Source organism: Anaeromassilibacillus sp. 1001302B_160321_C8 (assembly GCF_015554745.1).
Taxonomy (GTDB): domain Bacteria; phylum Bacillota; class Clostridia; order Oscillospirales; family Acutalibacteraceae; genus Anaeromassilibacillus; species Anaeromassilibacillus stercoravium.
The window spans coordinates 1-17679 of the sequence record NZ_JADNJD010000028.1 but is presented as its reverse complement, the minus strand read 5'-3'; the positions used below and the strand labels follow the sequence as shown (position 1 = coordinate 17679).

At 54.5% G+C, this 17679-nt stretch carries 11 protein-coding genes and 1 tRNA gene; 7 read left to right on the top strand and 5 right to left on the bottom strand.

Going from position 1 to position 17679, the window contains the following annotated elements; genetic code table 11:
* Positions 1-277: 277 nt before the first annotated feature.
* Both I2E77_RS13190 and I2E77_RS13185 read right to left on the bottom strand, forming a co-directional pair.
* Entirely contained in the window at positions 278-1555 is a 1278-nt protein-coding gene (locus I2E77_RS13190) for a sensor histidine kinase (protein WP_195451446.1), read from the bottom strand.
* A gap of 1 nt (position 1556) precedes the next feature.
* Positions 1557-2258, bottom strand: coding sequence for a LytR/AlgR family response regulator transcription factor (locus tag I2E77_RS13185; protein WP_195451445.1), 702 nt, complete (start codon positions 2256-2258; stop codon positions 1557-1559).
* Positions 2259-2575: 317 nt separating this feature from the next.
* Here I2E77_RS13185 and I2E77_RS13180 point away from each other — a divergent pair, with 317 nt between their 5' ends.
* Entirely contained in the window at positions 2576-9373 is a 6798-nt protein-coding gene (locus tag I2E77_RS13180) for a glycoside hydrolase family 3 N-terminal domain-containing protein (protein ID WP_195451444.1), read from the top strand.
* Between the two features lie 186 nt (positions 9374-9559).
* Positions 9560-10816, top strand: coding sequence for an ROK family transcriptional regulator (locus tag I2E77_RS13175; RefSeq protein WP_195451443.1), 1257 nt, complete (start codon positions 9560-9562; stop codon positions 10814-10816).
* Between the two features lie 104 nt (positions 10817-10920).
* On the opposite strand, the gene I2E77_RS13170 is transcribed toward I2E77_RS13175, so the two are convergent.
* Positions 10921-10997 (bottom strand) — tRNA-Val (locus tag I2E77_RS13170).
* Positions 10998-11295: 298 nt separating this feature from the next.
* Here I2E77_RS13170 and I2E77_RS13165 point away from each other — a divergent pair.
* From I2E77_RS13165 to I2E77_RS13145, 5 genes are all read left to right on the top strand, one after another.
* Entirely contained in the window at positions 11296-12150 is an 855-nt protein-coding gene (locus tag I2E77_RS13165) for a patatin-like phospholipase family protein (protein ID WP_191396045.1), read from the top strand.
* A 25-nt stretch (positions 12151-12175) separates the two neighbouring features.
* Positions 12176-12880 (top strand): flavodoxin family protein, encoded by a 705-nt coding sequence (locus tag I2E77_RS13160; RefSeq protein WP_087234218.1) that lies wholly within the window; start codon positions 12176-12178, stop codon positions 12878-12880.
* 79 nt (positions 12881-12959) lie between these two features.
* A complete protein-coding gene (locus I2E77_RS13155; protein ID WP_330608956.1) occupies positions 12960-13934 on the top strand; it encodes a metal ABC transporter substrate-binding protein in 975 nt (324 codons plus the stop codon).
* A 66-nt stretch (positions 13935-14000) separates the two neighbouring features.
* Entirely contained in the window at positions 14001-14741 is a 741-nt protein-coding gene (locus I2E77_RS13150; RefSeq protein WP_195451442.1) for a metal ABC transporter ATP-binding protein, read from the top strand.
* Positions 14738-15592, top strand: coding sequence for a metal ABC transporter permease (locus I2E77_RS13145; protein WP_195451441.1), 855 nt, complete (start codon positions 14738-14740; stop codon positions 15590-15592). Before I2E77_RS13150 ends, I2E77_RS13145 begins: the two co-directional genes overlap by 4 nt.
* A 429-nt stretch (positions 15593-16021) precedes the next feature.
* Here the strand turns inward: I2E77_RS13145 and mglC are convergent, their stop codons facing one another.
* Both mglC and I2E77_RS13135 read right to left on the bottom strand, forming a co-directional pair.
* Positions 16022-17233 (bottom strand): galactose/methyl galactoside ABC transporter permease MglC, encoded by a 1212-nt coding sequence (gene mglC / locus I2E77_RS13140; protein WP_191396047.1) that lies wholly within the window; start codon positions 17231-17233, stop codon positions 16022-16024.
* A 17-nt stretch (positions 17234-17250) separates the two neighbouring features.
* Positions 17251-17679 (bottom strand): ATP-binding cassette domain-containing protein (locus tag I2E77_RS13135; RefSeq protein WP_195451148.1); only part of this gene is annotated, 429 nt, incomplete at its 5' end.

Sequence of the window (17679 nt, the reverse complement as noted above, 5' to 3'; positions counted from 1 at the left end):
CTGGTGTATAGCGTTTGTTTGGTATTCCTTTCGGCATAATAATGCACCCCACTTGTTATTCAGTATATCATACTGTCCAACAAATGGGGTGCAGTTCAAAGCAGACAACCAACTTTGTTTTTATGGTTCAAAAATCCATAGCGGATTTTGATTTTTTCGAATGCAAAAAACCCTATAAGCAGGGATAAACGCTCCTGGCTTATAGGGCTTCTTGTGTTGGTTCCTATTGGGCATGTAAGGGTTGTGTGGCGACAAATTTTGAAAAAAATAAACGTGGTTATGCACTTTGAGGGCGGCGAAGTTCTTCTTCCATAGGCAACAAGACGCTTGCTTGTACATAACCGTTTTCATAAGAAAAGCGAAAGCTCCCGCCGTACTTTTTGACAATATTCCGCACAATCCCCATGCCGATCCCATGCTGTGCAGCGTCCTCTTTGGTAGTCAACAGCAGAGGATTCTCACCGCGGGGATCATGGGGGTATTTGTTGAAGATTTTGAGGGAGATGCAGCCCTTGGCCGCCTTGATTTCCACGCGGATGTCCTTTTCCGGGGCCTTCTCCGAGGCTTCGATGGCATTGTCAATCAAATTGCACAGAATGGAACAGAGTTCCTCAGAGGGGAAGACAATTTTCTGAGAGAGTACGGCCTTTATATCGATCGGGATTCCCTTGATGGAGCACTGTGCGCTTTTTGCGTTCAGCACTGCGTCCAAAACCGGATACCCGGTTTGAATCACCTGCTTCAGCAGCAAACGGGGATCGTTGAGCTGGCTGAAATAGGTGCTCAAAGCCTCGTAGTCGTGCTGGTCCAGGAGCGCCTGCATATAAAGCATATGGTTTTTGAGGTCGTGCCGGAGCTCACGGAGTTCGTGATACATGGTTTCGATGTCCTTCCAGCTGCTAATCTGCATGCTGAGCTGGTTGTTGGTCAACTCAAAGTGGACTTTCTTTCCATAATCCTGCAACAGATTTCCATAGATACAATACAGGGCTAAATACAAAACCAACAGGCCCAGGTTGTTCAGCGCGTCCAACTGTAAAAATAGCGTGATCGACCGGAGGGTAAGGGTCACAGCGATTGCCAGAAACATTAAAAAGTAGTAATTGCGTGGCAAGGCATATTCCACATGGATGGGGAACCGCACCATCAGGAACAAGGCGATGGCAAGCATGGCCTTGGTGAGGAGCAGATAGGCAGCGGGCGAATGTTGGGGAAAATGCGAATACAATTGTGTACCGATAAATAGATGGATTTCAATTAAGACATTGATACAGACAATGGCAGTTAGGCTTTTGCAGGCCATGTTGCCGCGCAGGAGAAAACAGAATAAAAAACCAATTCCTGCGAGCACACCCAAATATAATCCAAAGTTTGGAGTGGAAAAATAGGTGGTGGTGGGGTCCAAACGGAATAGGGCGATGGACGCCAACGCCAGCAGATATTTGACCCCGCGGAGCCAAAGGTGGTCCCAACGAAACTGGTAATTGTGCTCCAGCAACCAGAACAGCGCGAATGCCTCCAGGTAGAGATTCAGCCAACGGCAAAGGACATCCATTTCAGATCACCTGCTCCAATTCTTCCAAAACTTGTTCTACCCGGTATTTGCTCATGGGGATGGACTCGCCGGTGTTTAAAATGACCTCCCGTTTGTTGACGCGGGAGATAAAGCGCGCATTGACCAGATAGCCCTTATGAATCCGGATGAAGCCATAGTCTGCCAGGAGGGTTTCCAGGTCTTTGAGCTTATAGCGGATCTCCATCACCCCCTGTAACGTGAAGAGTTTTTGAATCTTGTCGCTGCTTTCGATGTACAGGATCTTATACGGCGCAATCCGGTAGACCTCCTTGCCGTTGTCGATTTGGAGCTCCGTCTGGCGCTTTTCCAGCTCGGTGATGATCGCAGGGATACACTCCTCCAGATCCTGATAGAAATGGCCTTTCCGGATAAAGCGGAACGGCGTCACTTGAAAAGATTCAAAGACCAGTTCTTCATGGCTGGAGACAAAGACAATCAGCACATTGTCCGCGATTTTCCGCAGTTGCTTTCCCAGTTCAATCCCGTTCAGATTCGGCATACTGATGTCCAGGAACAGAAGATTGTAACGGTTGTTGGCGGAAATGCTTTCCATCAACGCCAAGGGCTGTTGAAAGCATTCGATTTCTACCGTGCGGTGGTATTGTTGGAAGGCAGCGCGTACTTGCTCTGGATACAGTTGTAAAGCGGCGCGTTCATCGTCACAATACGCAATAGAGATCATAAGAGGCTCGCCTCCAGTGGGTGATTTTTGTAAAAACTATCATCAGCATATCGGATTATGTATGAAAAGTCAATGAAAACCGCAGGGATTTTAGTAAAAAAATACAAAGCGGCCCGCGCTGCCCTTGGTGACAAAATCCATTTGCGCCCTATTTTGGCTTTATGCGCATAATTATTGATTTGGTTTAGATAATTTGATAGATTAAGCATCAGAAGAACAATACCGACAATAAAACACACGGAGGTGGTCGCTTTTTATTGATATGACACGAGAAGAAGAAAAGTAAAAGACCCGAAAGAAACGAAGGAGGAACAAGCATGAACAAAAACAGAATCCTCTCCCTGCTGACAGCAGCGATTCTGTTGGGGACCACGGTTGCCGCGCCGATCGGCGAAGCACAGGCCGCCCAACAAGAGGGGAGTACGGTGATCTCCATGGGCACGGATTTTACCAATACGGAGATCCCCGACAGCAGCTATGAGTATTACAAAGATGTGCGCTATGTCCTCAATGAGGGAGGCGCAACCCTGTCCCATTCGGCTGCATCGAATGTGGACATCCTGTATGAAGAGGCCTCTGGTTACTATTTTAAAGATTTGAACCAGAATGGGGCGCTCGATACATATGAGGACTGGCGGCTTTCCAGCTTGGAGCGCGCAAAATCCCTGGCGGCGCAGCTCAGCACGGAACAGCGCCTGGCCCTGATGACCCACGGGTCAACCGGTAAGACGAAAGAGGAAATGACAGAGGGCACCCGCTTCAACCTGACGAGAAGCACGTCGGCAGCGGATACCATGGCGGAAGACAACAACAAGCTGCAATATTGGGCGGAGGATACGCCGGAGATGTTCGGCATCCCGGTCGTGACCAGCACGGACCCGCGCCATACGGGAATCGTGGATTCCGGCACGATCGAGACGACGGAGCCGGGCGGCACGGTCTCCAAGTGGCCCAACAACATGGGCATTGCGGCAACCTTTGACGCGGACACTGCCTATACATATGGAGACATCACGGCCGCAGAATACCGCGCGCTCGGCATCCAGATGATGCTTGGGCCGCAGATGGACCTCATTACCGATCCCAGATGGTCCAGAGACAGCAGCGCGTTCTCCGAGGACCCGGAGCTGGCGGCGGATATGTCCAGCGCCTTCATCGAGGCGATGCAGACCGACGACAACTACCAGGAGAGCGACTGGGGCATCGACGAGGGCTGGGGCACCGGCAGCGTAGCGACCATTGCAAAGCACTGGCCCAGCGGCGGCACCGGCGAGTTTGGCTTTGACGCCCACAAAGACGACGGAAAATTCGGCGTCTATCCGGCGGGCAATTTTGAAGAACTCCTGCAATACTTTGTAGAGGGCGCAGGGTTCGCAGAGGAGTACAAGGGCACGACCAAGCAGTCCGCGGGCGTGATGCCGTATTACACGATCCCGTTTGAGCAGGACCCGAGCGGCGAGAACGTGGCGAACGGCTTCAGCAAGTACATTGTGCAGCAGCGCCTGCGCGAGGACCTCAACTATGACGGCCTGGTCTGCACAGACTGGAAAATCCACGGAAGTCACGAAGGCATGGGCGGCGCGGATACGCCGTGGGGCCTGGAGCCCGGCAAGGGCTATGACCGTCCGTACCGCATCTTGGCCAGCATGCTGGCAGGCGTCGACCAGATGGGCGGCCTGGACAGCGACGAATACGTCATGGAAGACATGCTGGCGGCCTATGATATGGGCGTCAACGGCAGCGAAAAGTACGGGATTGAAGCCCTGGGCGAGGAGTTCATGGACGAGCTGACCGAGGCTTCGGCCACACGCATCCTGAAAGTGATCTTTAACCTGGGCCTGTTCGAAGATCCGTATACGGACCCGGACTATGCAAAATCCTTTGTCGGTTCCCCGGAACTGAACGCAGAAGCGTATGAGACCCATAAGGACGCCGTCATTATGACGAAGAACTCCAACAACACCCTGCCGCTTCAGGCAGAAGACGGCGAAGAGCTGACCGCTTATGTACCGCTCAAGGAATCCACCGGCGGCGGCTTCCCCGGTTTCCCGGGCTTCCCGGGCGGCGGAGAATCGACAACGACGGTAGAGTCCGTCATAGATCTGGATACAGTTCAGAAGTATTACAATGTCCCGGATTCGCTGGTCCAAGCGGTCGAGGCCGGGGAGATGCCGAGCAACGAGGAAAAGGCGCAGGCGGCGAGCGAGGCGGATTTCGCCATCATCGAACTGCAATCCCCCAGCATGGCGATGGAATACACCGACGGCCGGCCGCAGAACCTGACCTATGGCGAATATACGGCGGACGCCATGCGCGAAGTCAGCATCGGGTACGATTGGTACCACGCGGACGGCACGCTGGTCCAGTATAACGAGACCCCGGACGAGTCCAAGGGCGATTATAAGTCCAACCGTTCGAGAAAGGGCAACACCCATGCGGGCACCCCGGAAAACCTGGAACTGATCCAGGAGACCGTGGAACTGATGGGCGACAAGCCGATCATCTTCATCCTCAGCATGGAGAACCCGATGGTCGTCTCCGAATTTGAACCCTCCGTGGACGCAATGCTCATCGGCACCAGCGTATCGCCGGATGCCTTCTTGGAAGTCATTTCCGGACAGACGGAGCCGAGCGGCCTGCTGCCGGTCAATATGCCCGCCAGCATGGAAGCTGTGGAAACCGCCTATGAGGATGGCTACCACGATATGGAAGTCTATGTGGACAGCGACGGCAACGCATACAGCTTTGGCTTCGGCCTGGACTGGGACGGCCAGATCGCTGACGAACGCACCGCGAAATACACGGATATCGGCGACCCGAACCTGGAAAAGACCACGTTCCCGGACACCTACGATGAGAAATACCTGGTCGTTGAGAGCCAGGAAGTCCGCGACGAAAAGGTCGAGGCGCTTCTCAACACCATGACAACGGAAGAGAAATTCTCCCTGCTGGGCGGCGGCGAAAAGACCGGCGTTGCAGACGCAGGCACCATCCAGGGCGTCCCGCGCTTGGGCATCCCGGAGCTGCGCATGTTTGACGGGCCGGACGGCGTAACCTCTATTTATGACACCACCAACCCGCCGATCGAGCAGATGTTGGCCTCCACCTGGAGCACCGACCTCGCCTATGATTACGGCAAGGTCAGCGGTTCTGAGAACCAGGCGATCTCCGGAAACGTACAGCTCGGTTCCCAGTTTGATATCACCCGTACGGCACACTTTGGCCGCAGCAAGGACCAGATGGGTGAGGACCCGTTCCTCCTGTCCCGTTTGGCGGTTGAAGAAACCAAGGGCATCCAGGATCAGAACGTCCTTGCAAATCTGAAACATTTTGCCGTGTTCGCACAGGACAGCACGCCCGGCGGCGCAGTCGATGTACAGATCGACGAACAAACGCTGCACGAGCTCTATCTTGCCCCGTTCGAAGCGGCGATCAAAGAGGCGGACGCGGCGTCCGTGATGTCCTCTTACAACGGCGTGAATGGCGCGTGGGCCTCCGCAAGCACGGAGCTGCAAATCGACATCCTCCGCGACGAGTGGGGATTTGACGGCTTCACTGTGACCGACTGGGGCGGCAACCACGCATATACGCTGGACAAGGGCACGGATGTGGAGATGCCTTCTGTCAGCCAGAATACGCAGGCGGCGACCGAAGAAAAGATTGCCAACGGCGAAATGACTTGGGACGATGTGGACGAAGCAGTCAGCCACGTGCTCAACGCAATGGGCAAGGTCGGCTATCTGTATCTGGTTGAATTGGACGGAAAGGGCTATGTCAAAGAGGAGCCCGGCCGTACCGAGCCGATCAAGCTGCCCGACACCTATGCAGAAAAAGTAGAAGACGGCCTCCTGGAAGAGAATCAGGAAATCGCTTTGGAAGTTGCGGAAAAGGGCGCAGTCCTTCTCAAGAACGACGATGAAACCCTCCCGCTGGATGCCTCCGCTTCCTCGATCGGCATGATCGGCCTCGGCGCGGTCAACCCGATTGCCGGCGGCAGCGGCCAGGAGCGCTCCTTCGGAACGCTGAGCCGGATGGTCAGCCCGTATGACCGCATGGTTGAAATCGCAGGCGAGGACGCCGACATCGAAGCGACGGCTGGACTCGACATCGTGGGCACCACGATCCCGGCGGAATACCTCTATCAGGATGAAAACGGCGAGCAGAACGGCGTTGTGCGCAAGTACGGCGTGGAAGGCAACCCGGGCACGCCGATTGAAATCAATGGGCAGATCTTCTGGATGGGCAAGACCGACCCGGTCGATATGGAAGGCTACGAGACCGGCACGGTTGCAAACATCGACGAAGACATCAACTTCAATACTGGAACAACGACTTATAAGAATGGTCCGGATGGCACAGCCTTTGAAAATGGTTCTGCCTACACCTGGGAAACCTACCTCAGAGCGCCGGAAGACGGCGAATACACCATCGTATTCTCCGGAATTGGCGGCACCATCAGCGGAAAGATCACCGTTGACGGGCAGGAGCAATCCATCGGCAACATGTCCCTGCGCGAAGGTTCGCAGTGGCCGTGGAACAACGTCATCTGCACCTCCACCGGTATGGACATCAGCAATACGACGGTTACCCTGGAAGCGGGCAAGCTCTATAAAGTAAAGGTCACGGGCGTTGCCTCCCTGGATCTCAAGGACCTCCAGGTCCGTCTGGGCTGGATTACGCCGAGCCAGAAGCAGGAAAACTATGACGAGGCAATCCGCATTGCAAGCGAAAACGAAAACGTCGTCTTCTTTGCTTGGAGATCCACCGGCGCAGAAGGCAACACCATCGAAGATTGCAGCCTGGCGCTCCCCGAGGATCAGGAAGCATTGCTGCTGGACGTCATCGCGGCGGCAAAAGAAAACGGCAATAAAGTTACGGTCGTGCTCAACAACGGCGGCGCCGTGACGATGGACAAGTGGGTCAACGATGTGGACGCCGTGCTCGAAATGTGGTATCCCGGCCAGGAGGGTGGCCTCGCAACCGCGCGGATCCTGTTGGGCGAAGTCAACCCGAGCGGTAAACTCGCGCAGACCTTTATGATGTATGACAACGAGACCCCGGTTACCGACAGCCAGGAGCACTTTGAAGAACGCCTCAAGAAGAGCGAAGAAATCACCGGCGACGGCGTGAACCAGCCCCAGAATTCGGTTTACTACACCGAGGGCATCATGACCGGCTATCGTTGGTATGACAGCGAGGACATCGATCCACTGTTCAGCTTTGGCCATGGCCTGTCCTACACCACCTTCTCCTATTCCGACATGCAGGTGGAGGAGAACGATGAAAACGGCTTTGATGTGACCTTTACCGTCACCAATACCGGCGACGTCGCGGGCGACGAAATTGCGCAGGTTTACCTTGGCGCGGCAGAAGTTCCGGACGGCGTCCAGATGGCAGAAAAGCAGCTGGCAGGTTTCGCACGCATCGAAGACTTGCAGCCGGGCGAATCCCGCGAAGTAACCATTTCCATTTCCCAGCGCTCCCTGTCCTATTGGAATACCAACAGCGAATATGTAACCCGTGCGGACGGAACCAAGGATAAGTGGACGGTCGCGGAAGGCGAGCGCGCCATTCTGGTGGGCGCCAGCGCAGGCAACCTCCCGTTGGAGGCCACCGTCAATGTCAAGGCTCCGGAAGAGAGCGAAAACAGCAACCTGTCCGTCCAGTATGGCACCAATGTCAAGCTGTTCGTCAACGGCGAAGAGCAGAAGATTGCCAACCTGGTGGGCGATTATGAAGGCACCTTTGCAACGGGCGAAACCGTCACCCTGACCTTTGAACCCGCAGTGGACGGCAGAGAGATCGCAGGCGTCACCGTTAACGGCGAAGCAGTTGATTTCGAAGACACCGATTCCTTTACGTATACGCTCCAAGCGGGCGAGGCAGACGAGCTGGCCTTTGCCTTTACCACGGTCGATAAGAGCGTCCTGCTTGCGGCCATCGAGGCAGCCAACGCTTGTGAGGACGAGATCGAAGACGTGATCCCCAGCGTGCTGGAGAACTTCGAAGAAGCACTTGAAAAAGCAAACGCCGTTTATAAGGACCTCACCGCTACCCAGGAAGAGATCGACCAGGCGTGGAGTGATTTGATCGACGCAATGCAGTACCTCTCCTTCCAGAGCGGCAGCAAGACTTATCTGGAATACCTGCTCTCCGTGGCAGAAAAGATCGACACAAGCGATTATATCCAGGGCGTGGCGGCGTTCAAGGATGCCTATGAAGCCGCGCAGAAGGTCTATGACGACCCGGATGCTTTAGCGGATGAGATCACAAACGCAACGGAAGCGCTGGAAGAAGCGCTCCTCGGCCTGGTGCGCGGCTCTGAAAAGGATATGCTCCGCACCGTGATCGAGAAAGCAAACAGCCTTGACCTGGACGAGTATGTCGAGGCGGGCAAGGAAGCGTTCAACGACGCACTGGCCCATGCAACGGACGTCCTGTATGACGATCAGGCCACACAGGAGGAAGTGGAAGAGGCCACCGAAACCCTGAATGCAGCCATGGAAGCCCTGCGCAAAGTGGCGGACAAGAGCGCTTTGTATGCGTTGATCGCTACGGTTGAAGGGCTCAATCTGAACCGCTACACAGCGGCCTCTGTTGCCACCTTGGAAGATACTTTGGCAAAAGCCAAGGCAATGGCGGCGGATGCAACCCTGAGCGAAGACGACCAGCAGGAAGTCGATGCGATGACCGAAGCTTTGCAGGACGCCAAGGATCAGCTGAAGGTCAAGACTACGGACAGCCACAGCAGCTCTTCCGGCAGTTCGGGGAGCTCTGCAAGCGCAAACATCTACGGCAATGCAGGCACCTCGGTTGTCGGTGCAGCGACTACAGCGCAGGCGGCTGCCCAGGTGGTTTCCGACACGACGGTCAACTTCACGCTGAAGAGAGGCAGCGCATACTGCTTCAAGATGACCGTGGTCAACGGCAACAACCTGACGCCGAGCTTCACGGTCGGCAACGGCGACGTGCTCAAGACGCAGTTCGTGGCGAAGGTCGGCAATGACTACTACTACAGAGTCTATGCCATCGGTACGCCGGGCCAGAGCACGGGCGTTTACACCACCCTGCCGGGCAATACCCCAGTTAAACACTGTGCAGTAACGATTGCGTAAGAGCTTTCGTAGGGAATGCCGTAGGCGCTGAAGGCACTGCGTGCCTAAGCTGCCTGGCGATATAACATTTGGATGCGCCCACAGTGGTCAGCCACTGTGGGCGCATTACACAAAATAGGCATATATTGCCAAACCCCGAACGTTTTTGTCCATAGGCAAGATCAGCTAGAGGAGGTGATTTCGGCAATGGATCAAACAAGCGTCAACCAGGAAAAAATACAGATGATTAACCGTGCCCTGGTGTTGAACCTTCTCCGGCAGGAGGGACTCTGTTCCCGCGCAACTTTGGCAAGGCTGTCCGGGCTGCGTCAGGCGACCATTACGAATATTATAGGCGGATTGATTCACAGTGGGTTGGTGGTAGAAACGGGGCTGCTTGCTGGAGAGAAGAATCGCCGTTCCATCGGATTGACGTTAAATGACGAACGCTTTCAAGTGATCGGTGTCCACATTGCGCGCGACGCATGGAGGATCAGCTGTATGGGGCTGTCTGGGAAATTGTATGGACGATGGGAGCATCCCATCGCTTTAAACGAGGAGGGCGTGGTCGTTTTATCCCAGGTGCGAACAGCCATACAGGAGATTCTCCGGGAAAACCCGGACACAGAGATGCTGGCAGCGGGGATTGCCCTCCCGGGGCCTTATCAGGAAAAGGAGGATCGCCTCCTCTTTGTGACCGGGATGCCCGGCTGGAAGGGCTGCCCGGTGCGGGAAACCCTCTCCAAGGGCTTGGACCTCCCGCTTTATATCCTCAACGACGCCAATGCAGGTGCATTTGCGCAGCTTTGGTACAATAGCGGTGACATCAAAACGCAGAATATGGTGTATATCCTCGCCGGCGAGGGGATCGGCTGCGGGATGATTGTCAATGGAAAACTTCTTCTTGGCCAACAGGGCATTGCCGGGGAGTTTGGACACAGCAGCATCCAATTTGACGGCCCGCCTTGCGCCTGTGGCAACCGCGGATGCTTAGAGATGTATGCCTCCATGCGCGCTCTGCGGGGACGGATTGTGGAGCAACTCCAAAACGGGGCCCTATCCCGCCTCGATAGGGGGCATTTGACGGCCAATGCCCTGGCCCAGGCGGTCCAAAAGGGGGATCATGTTGCGTGCGAAGCCTACCGGCAGGTATGCAGTTTTCTGGCGATGGGCATTGTCAGCTTAATCAACCAGTTAAATCCGGGGAAGATCGTGATGGGGGGCCGGCTGGCGGAAATCCATCCGGGGCTCCTTCTGGATACCATCTATAAAGAGATAGAGAGCCGCACACATTCCTTGCTTGTGGGCAAAATTACGCTGGAAGTCAATCAGCTTCATCCCAGCCCATCTTTGTTGGGGGCCGGTGCTTATGCGGCTTATCAGGAGCTTTCCCATCCGGAACACTTGCTAACGGCTTTTGCAGACAGAACAGCTTTGTACGCACGTGCGCGCGAACTGGCTTAAAAAGAAACCCGCCGGAATGGGAGTTCCCATCCAGGCGGGTCTCTTGCTTCATCTGAAAAACAAAAAAGAAAAGCCCTCAGAACGATATCGTTCTGAGGGCTTTTTGGTGGACATTACAGGACTCGAACCTGTGACCCTTCGCACGTCAAGCGAATGCTCTAGCCAACTGAGCTAAACGTCCATTTCCTTTGGCGGCTCGTCCCCTGACAGAGAGCGCCGTGCCCTCCCAATAAGGGCAGAAAGGATGAGGCGTTTTTAAAGTGCTTTATTATTATATCCGAGACGGTGGGAAAAATCAAGGGGTTTTGTAAAATTTTTTTAATCCCGATTCCATTCGCTTGTAAAAGGGGGATATTTGCCCTATACTGAGAAAAATAGAAAGGGAATATGGGACCCAAATGAAAATACGGCGGCGCATTTCAGCGGCGAATAGGAAATCGCCGGTTTTAGGCCGTCCAATCGAGAAAGGGGAATGCATCATGTCAGTTGGCCTGGTTTTGGAGGGGGGCGGAACACGTGGGGCTTATACCAGCGGCGTGTTGGATGTGTTTAATGAGAACCAGATTGTTTTTCCGGTGGTTTATGGAATTTCCGCAGGGGCGTGCAACGCTTTGAGCTATATCTCCGGACAGGTGGGGCGCAATTTCCGCATTTTTTACGATTATATCCAGGATGACCGGTATATGAGCGTGTCCAGCCTGCGCAAGACGGGAAACCTGTTTGGCTTTGATTTTATTTTCGGGGAGTTGTCGCACAAGCTCCTACCGTTCGATTATCAGGCTTTTTTTGCATCCCCGACCCAGTTGATGGCTGGCACCACGGATTTGCATACTGGAGAAGCCATTTTTTTTGGAAAAGAGGACCTGGACGAAGGCTTTACGCCGGTGCGCGCTTCCAGCGCGATGCCGTTTGTATCGAAAATTGTACGCTATCAAGGCCATGAGCTGTTGGATGGCAGCTATTCCACATCGATCCCCCTGCGGCGTTCTTTGAACGATGGGAATACCCGCAATGTGGTGGTGTTGACGCGCGACGCCTCCTACCGGAAAGGCACCCGGTCCGAGTATCCCCGCACAGCGCTTCGAAAAATCTATGGCAAATATCCCAGCTTTATTGAGGCTGTGCAGCGGCGGCCATTGGTATACAACAGCGAATTGGACCTTTGCACCCAACAGGAGCAAGCGGGCAAAGCGGTGTTGATCCGCCCCAGCGAGCCCATCCCGGTCGGGCGCTATGAGAAGAATCCGGAGCGCCTGAAACAGGCTTACGAGATGGGTAGAAAGGATGCGGAACAGAAGCTGCCGGAGGTCCGCGCATTGCTTGCACAGGAATAGAAGGGTATAGCGGAGGGCGAGAAGCATGAAAATTTGTATCCTATATGGCAGCCCACGAAAAAAGAATACGTATGCGGCGGTACAGCAGATAAAAGAACGCCTGCGTCTTCATGAAGAAGTGGAATTCGTCGAGTACATTTTACAGAAGGAGCCCCACGATTTTTGCTGCGGTTGCTATACCTGTATCAACGGTGCAGAGGAAAAATGCCCCCATGCGGCGCATGTCCAGCCGGTCATTCAGGCGATGCGCGGCGCGGACGGCCTGATTTTTGCAACGCCCGTCTATGTGATGGATATGACGGCCCAGATGAAAGCGTTTTTGGATCACACGGGTTATTTTTATATGGTACACCGCCCCTACCCGGAGATGTTCCAAAAGTCCGCCCTGGTGGTTTCCACGGCGGCGGGGGCCGGTACGAAGGATGCCAATGCGTCGGTCATACGGTCGTTAAAGCACTGGGGCGTCCGCAGGATCTATTCCTGCGGCATTTCGATCTTTGCCCCCGGGTGGGATGCCATTCCTGCTTCCCGCAAACGGAAAATCGAAAAACGGCTTGATTGTGTGACGGATGCCTTTTGGCGCTCCTTGGGGGCAAAAAAGCGCCCGACGATGCACACAAGGCTGCTGTTTTTCGCAATGAAACAGATGCAAAAGCGCAAGAAAGGGACGGGGGCGGACGCTACCTATTGGAAGCAGCAGGGATGGCTCGATGGAAAGAAGCCGTTTTGAGCGACCGATTTCCCCTTGACAGATATACAACATCGGGGTATGATAGTAAATGCAAATGATTTGCATTTAGGAGGTTCCCGTGAAAAAGAGACAACACGCCGGGCAGCCCGGCGTTTTTTATCCAATGCGGCGGGTGATCGCCGCATTTTTCTGTATATGCTTGCTTATAACGGCGGCTGCCGGTTGTACGCCCCGCCAGCCGGAAGATCCCCCGCGCTTCCGTATCGTCACATCGTTTTACCCAATGTATATTATGGCCTTAAATATTATAGATGGGATTGATGGCATCCAGGTGGACAATATGGCCGGGCAGCAAACGGGGTGTCTGCATGATTACCAGCTGCAATCCAAGGATATGAAAAATATCGAACAGGCGGACGTTTTTGTCATCAATGGGGCTGGTATGGAGAGCTTTATGGAAAAAGTCACCGACCAGCTCCCGGACCTGCGTGTGATTGATTCCAGCGAGGGGATTTCCCTGTTGATGAGTGGGGAAGATGCCCACGGCCATGATGAAGAGGTTGCGCATGACCACAGCGATGCGAATCCCCATATTTGGGTGTCTATTTCCAATTGCATGAAGCAGGTGCGCAACATTGCGGATGGACTCATCGAAGCCGACCCCGAGGACGCGGTGGCTTTGGAGGAGAATACGCAGGAATATCTCGCAAAGCTCAGCGACTTGCGGGGGCGGATGCACGAAGCCCTCGATGATCTTCCAAACCGGGACATCATCACGTTCCACGAGGCGTTCCCCTATTTTGCGGAGGAATTTGACCTGCACATCGTCAAGGTGGTGAACCGGGAGCCCGACAGCCAGCCCAGCGCCAAGGAGCTCGCGGATACCATCCGGTTGATTGAGAGCACGGATGTGAAAGCGGTTTTTGCAGAGCCGCAGTATTCGACGGATGCCGCGCAGATCATTGCCCAAGAGAGCGGCGCCACGGTCTATCTTTTGGACCCGGCCGTGACCGGCGAAAATGATAAGGACGCCTATTTGCGCGCGATGGAACAAAATATGGAGGTTTTGAAAGAGGCATTGGGCGGCGCCTAAGATGCCTTTTTCTTTTACAAATCGTATAGATTCTACAGAATAATACTTGATGGATGGGATTCGAACATGGAACAATGTAAATGTAGTACGCAAATCCGGGGGTTGACGGTGCGCAAACGCGATGGTGTGATTATTCACGATGTCACCCTGGATGTACATCACGGCGAGATCATGGCGATCATCGGGCGCAACGGCGCGGGAAAAACGACCCTGCTCAAAGCGCTTCTGGGGCGCATTCCCTACACCGGAAGCATCACCTTCACCAATCCAAAGGGAGAGCGCGTGGAAAAGCCGCGCATCGGCTATGTACCGCAGAATATGGTGTTTGACCGCTCGACTCCGATGACCGTTGCGGATATGCTCTGTGCCAATCTTTCGTCGTTCCCGATTTGGCTGGGACATAAAAAGGAGAAGCTGGCGCGTGCAGACGCCATGCTGCAAAAGGTAGGCGGAAAAAACCTGCTGCAAAAACGGTTGGGGAGCTTGTCCGGCGGTGAGATGCAGCGGGTGCTACTGGCCTTTGCGCTGGAACCCATGCCGGATATGCTCTTGCTGGATGAGCCGGTCTCCGCGGTGGACCGCAAGGGGATCGAGGTCTTTTATGACTTGGTGACCTCCTTGCGCAGCGAATACCACATGCCGGTGATTTTGGTTTCGCACGATCTCTCCCATGTTGCGCGCTATGCCACGCGCGCCGCGCTGCTCGACCGCACGATCCTGGTCAGCGGCGACGTCAAGACGGTGATGGCTTCGCCACAGGTGCGCGAAACCTTTGGCTTGGATGTTGTGGGAGGTGCGCGCGCATGAGTGTTCTATACAGCTTAATTGATACGCTGCTTCCGTTTGAATGGACGGAATTCGCCTACATGAAAAATGCGTTTCTCGCCGTGCTGTTGATCACCCCGTTGTTCGGCCTGGTCGGGACCATGGTGGTCAACAACAAGATGAGCTTTTTTTCCGATGCGCTCGGCCATTCGGCCCTCACCGGAATCGCCATCGGCGTTTTGCTCGGCGTGGACAATTATCTGCTTTCGATGCTGGGGTTCGCGCTCCTGTTTGCCCTGTGCATATCGGCGGTGATGAGCTCCGGGACGTCGTCGGCGGATACGATCATCGGCGTATTCTCCAGCACCGGCTTGGCGCTGGGCGTGGTATTGCTCTCCGCAACCGGGGGCTTTGCCAAGTATTCCAGTTACCTGATCGGCGATATCCTGACCGTACAGCCGTCCGAAATCGGCCTGCTGGCCATCGTGCTGGCCGCCGTGGTGATCATTTGGATACTCTTTTTCAACCGTTTCCTGCTGACCAGCGTCAATACCGACCTGGCGGCCAGCAAGAACATCCACACGCGCCTGATGGAAAAGCTCTTTGTTGTGATTGTTGCGGTGATCGTCACGATTACGATCAAATGGGTGGGGATTTTAATCATCAATTCCCTGTTGGTATTACCGGCGGCGTCGGCAAGGAATCTGGCGAGGAGCATGCGCTCCTATCACTTCTGGGCGATTGGTATTTCCCTGTTCTCCGGCGTCAGCGGCTTGATTGCGTCGTACTACCTGGGGACCGCAGCGGGCGGAACCATTGTTTTGATCGCCGCAGCCATCTTCTTTGTGACCTATGTACTGGGGCATGCCGGCGGAAAGAGCCGTGTGGGTTGATTCCTGTAGAAATCAAGATGCCACATGCCGTTATCCTCTAAGGGGGTAGCGGCATGTGGCTTTTTGCACGGAAATTGACACGATTTCTTTTCCAGTGCGATGCAAGGAGGCACATGGAAAAGGGATTCCCACAGATGGATGAAAATTCCTTATGGAAGTTTGGAAAGCGCAGTGGACAGGGAAATCGGAGAAAGGACGGTCCACAGCAGTATATCGGAAAGGAAGGGGGAAGTATGCCGGCGGGCATGCCCAGCAAGGCGTGCTGCCGTGGGAAGTCCGGCGCAACATTCGGGAGCGCCGTACCCATGTTGGAGAACGCCCTTCCTTTCTATAACATATTAAGGATAGAAAAATGGGAAATGCCCGGGGCCCTTCTGCAGAAGGGGGCTCCCCGGGCATTTCCGTTTGGCAATGGGTATATGCAATCGCTTATTTGCGCTTGTACTTGGAAAGGTCGATGGCCACAGCGACAGCGATGATGATGCCTTTGATAATCTGCTGCCACATCGGGCTGATGCCGATGAACTGCAAGCCATACTGGATAACGGTGAAGATCAACACGCCGCTGACGATGCCGCCGACGGTACCGATACCACCGTTCAACGATACGCCGCCAACCACGCAGGCCGCGATGGCGTCTGTTTCATAGCCGTCGCCGTAGTTGTTCGTTGCACCTGCGGTTCTGGCTGCTTCCAGGACGCCGCCGACGCCGTACATGAAGGAAGCGAGGATGAAGATCAACATGATGGTCTTGAATACGTTGACGCCGGAAACGACAGCCGCTTCACGGTTGCCGCCGATCGCGTAAACGTCCTTGCCAAAGGTGGTCTTATTCAGGATAAACCAAATGGCAATGGTGAAGAAGACAGCGATCGGGACCAAAATCGAAATTCTTCCAAACAGCTTGGTCTGGCCAAGTGCGGAGAAGTCCGGACGGATACCGCCGATCGGCTGGGAGCTGTTCGGAGGCATATCGAAATACAGGGAACATGCGCCGTAGATCATAACCTGCGTTGCCAAGGTCGCAATAAAGGGATGCATGTCATACTTTGCAACCAGGAATCCGTTCAATGCGCCGAACAGCATGCAGGCGAGGATTGCCGCAATAATCGGCAGGAATACCGGCAGCTGCGGGAGATTCGGATAGAAGCGGTTCGCATAGGTAGCCGTCTGCAGCATGGAGGTGGAAACAACTGCCGCCAAGCCGACCATACGGCCTGCGGACAGGTCCGTACCGGCGATCAGGAGGGCGAAGCAGATGCCCAGTGCGATGATCAGTCTTGTGGAGGACTGCGTCAAGATATCCAGGATGACCTGAATCTGCATGAAACGGGGCTCAATGAAGCAGATGACAATAACCAGTACCAGCAATGCCAGCATAATGGCGTTATTCGTCAAGAAATTCTTTGCGGTTCTTGTCGAAAAGAAGACTTCCGGGTTGAGGCGATGCCCCCGTACAATTTGGAAAATACCGTAAATGACGGCAGCTATGCCGATGCCTACAATAAACCAGGGCAAATCAAATGTTTTTTCCGCATCCAAGACAAACGAAAAGATGACGCCGAGAATAGCCAGCACAATACCGACGCCAATAAAAATAGTCGCATATTGCTTGCGCGGGATGCTCTTCGCGTTTTGCATAATTGATGTTCCACTCCTTACATAAATTTCGTAGCCAGGCGCATAACCGAAACGGAGTCCGCCTCCTCGCGGTCCAGGAAGCCCGTCACGCGGCCTTCGCACATGACCATCACGCGGTCCGCCATGCCCAGCAATTCCGGCATCTCCGAGGAGATCATGATGATCGACTTGCCTTCTTTAATCAAGTCGTGCATGATCGTATAGATCTCGTATTTCGCACCGACGTCGATGCCGCGCGTCGGTTCATCCAGGATCAGGATGTCCGGATGCGTCAAGAGCCACCGCGCAATCAGAACCTTCTGCTGGTTGCCGCCCGACAGGTTCTGCATCAATTCCTTCATGCTCGGCGTCTTGGTGTGCATGCTCTCATTGGATTCCTTTGCCGCCTTAAAGCGCTTGCCTTCCTGCAAGACGCCGTGCTTTGCAAAACTCCTCTGCGCCGCAAT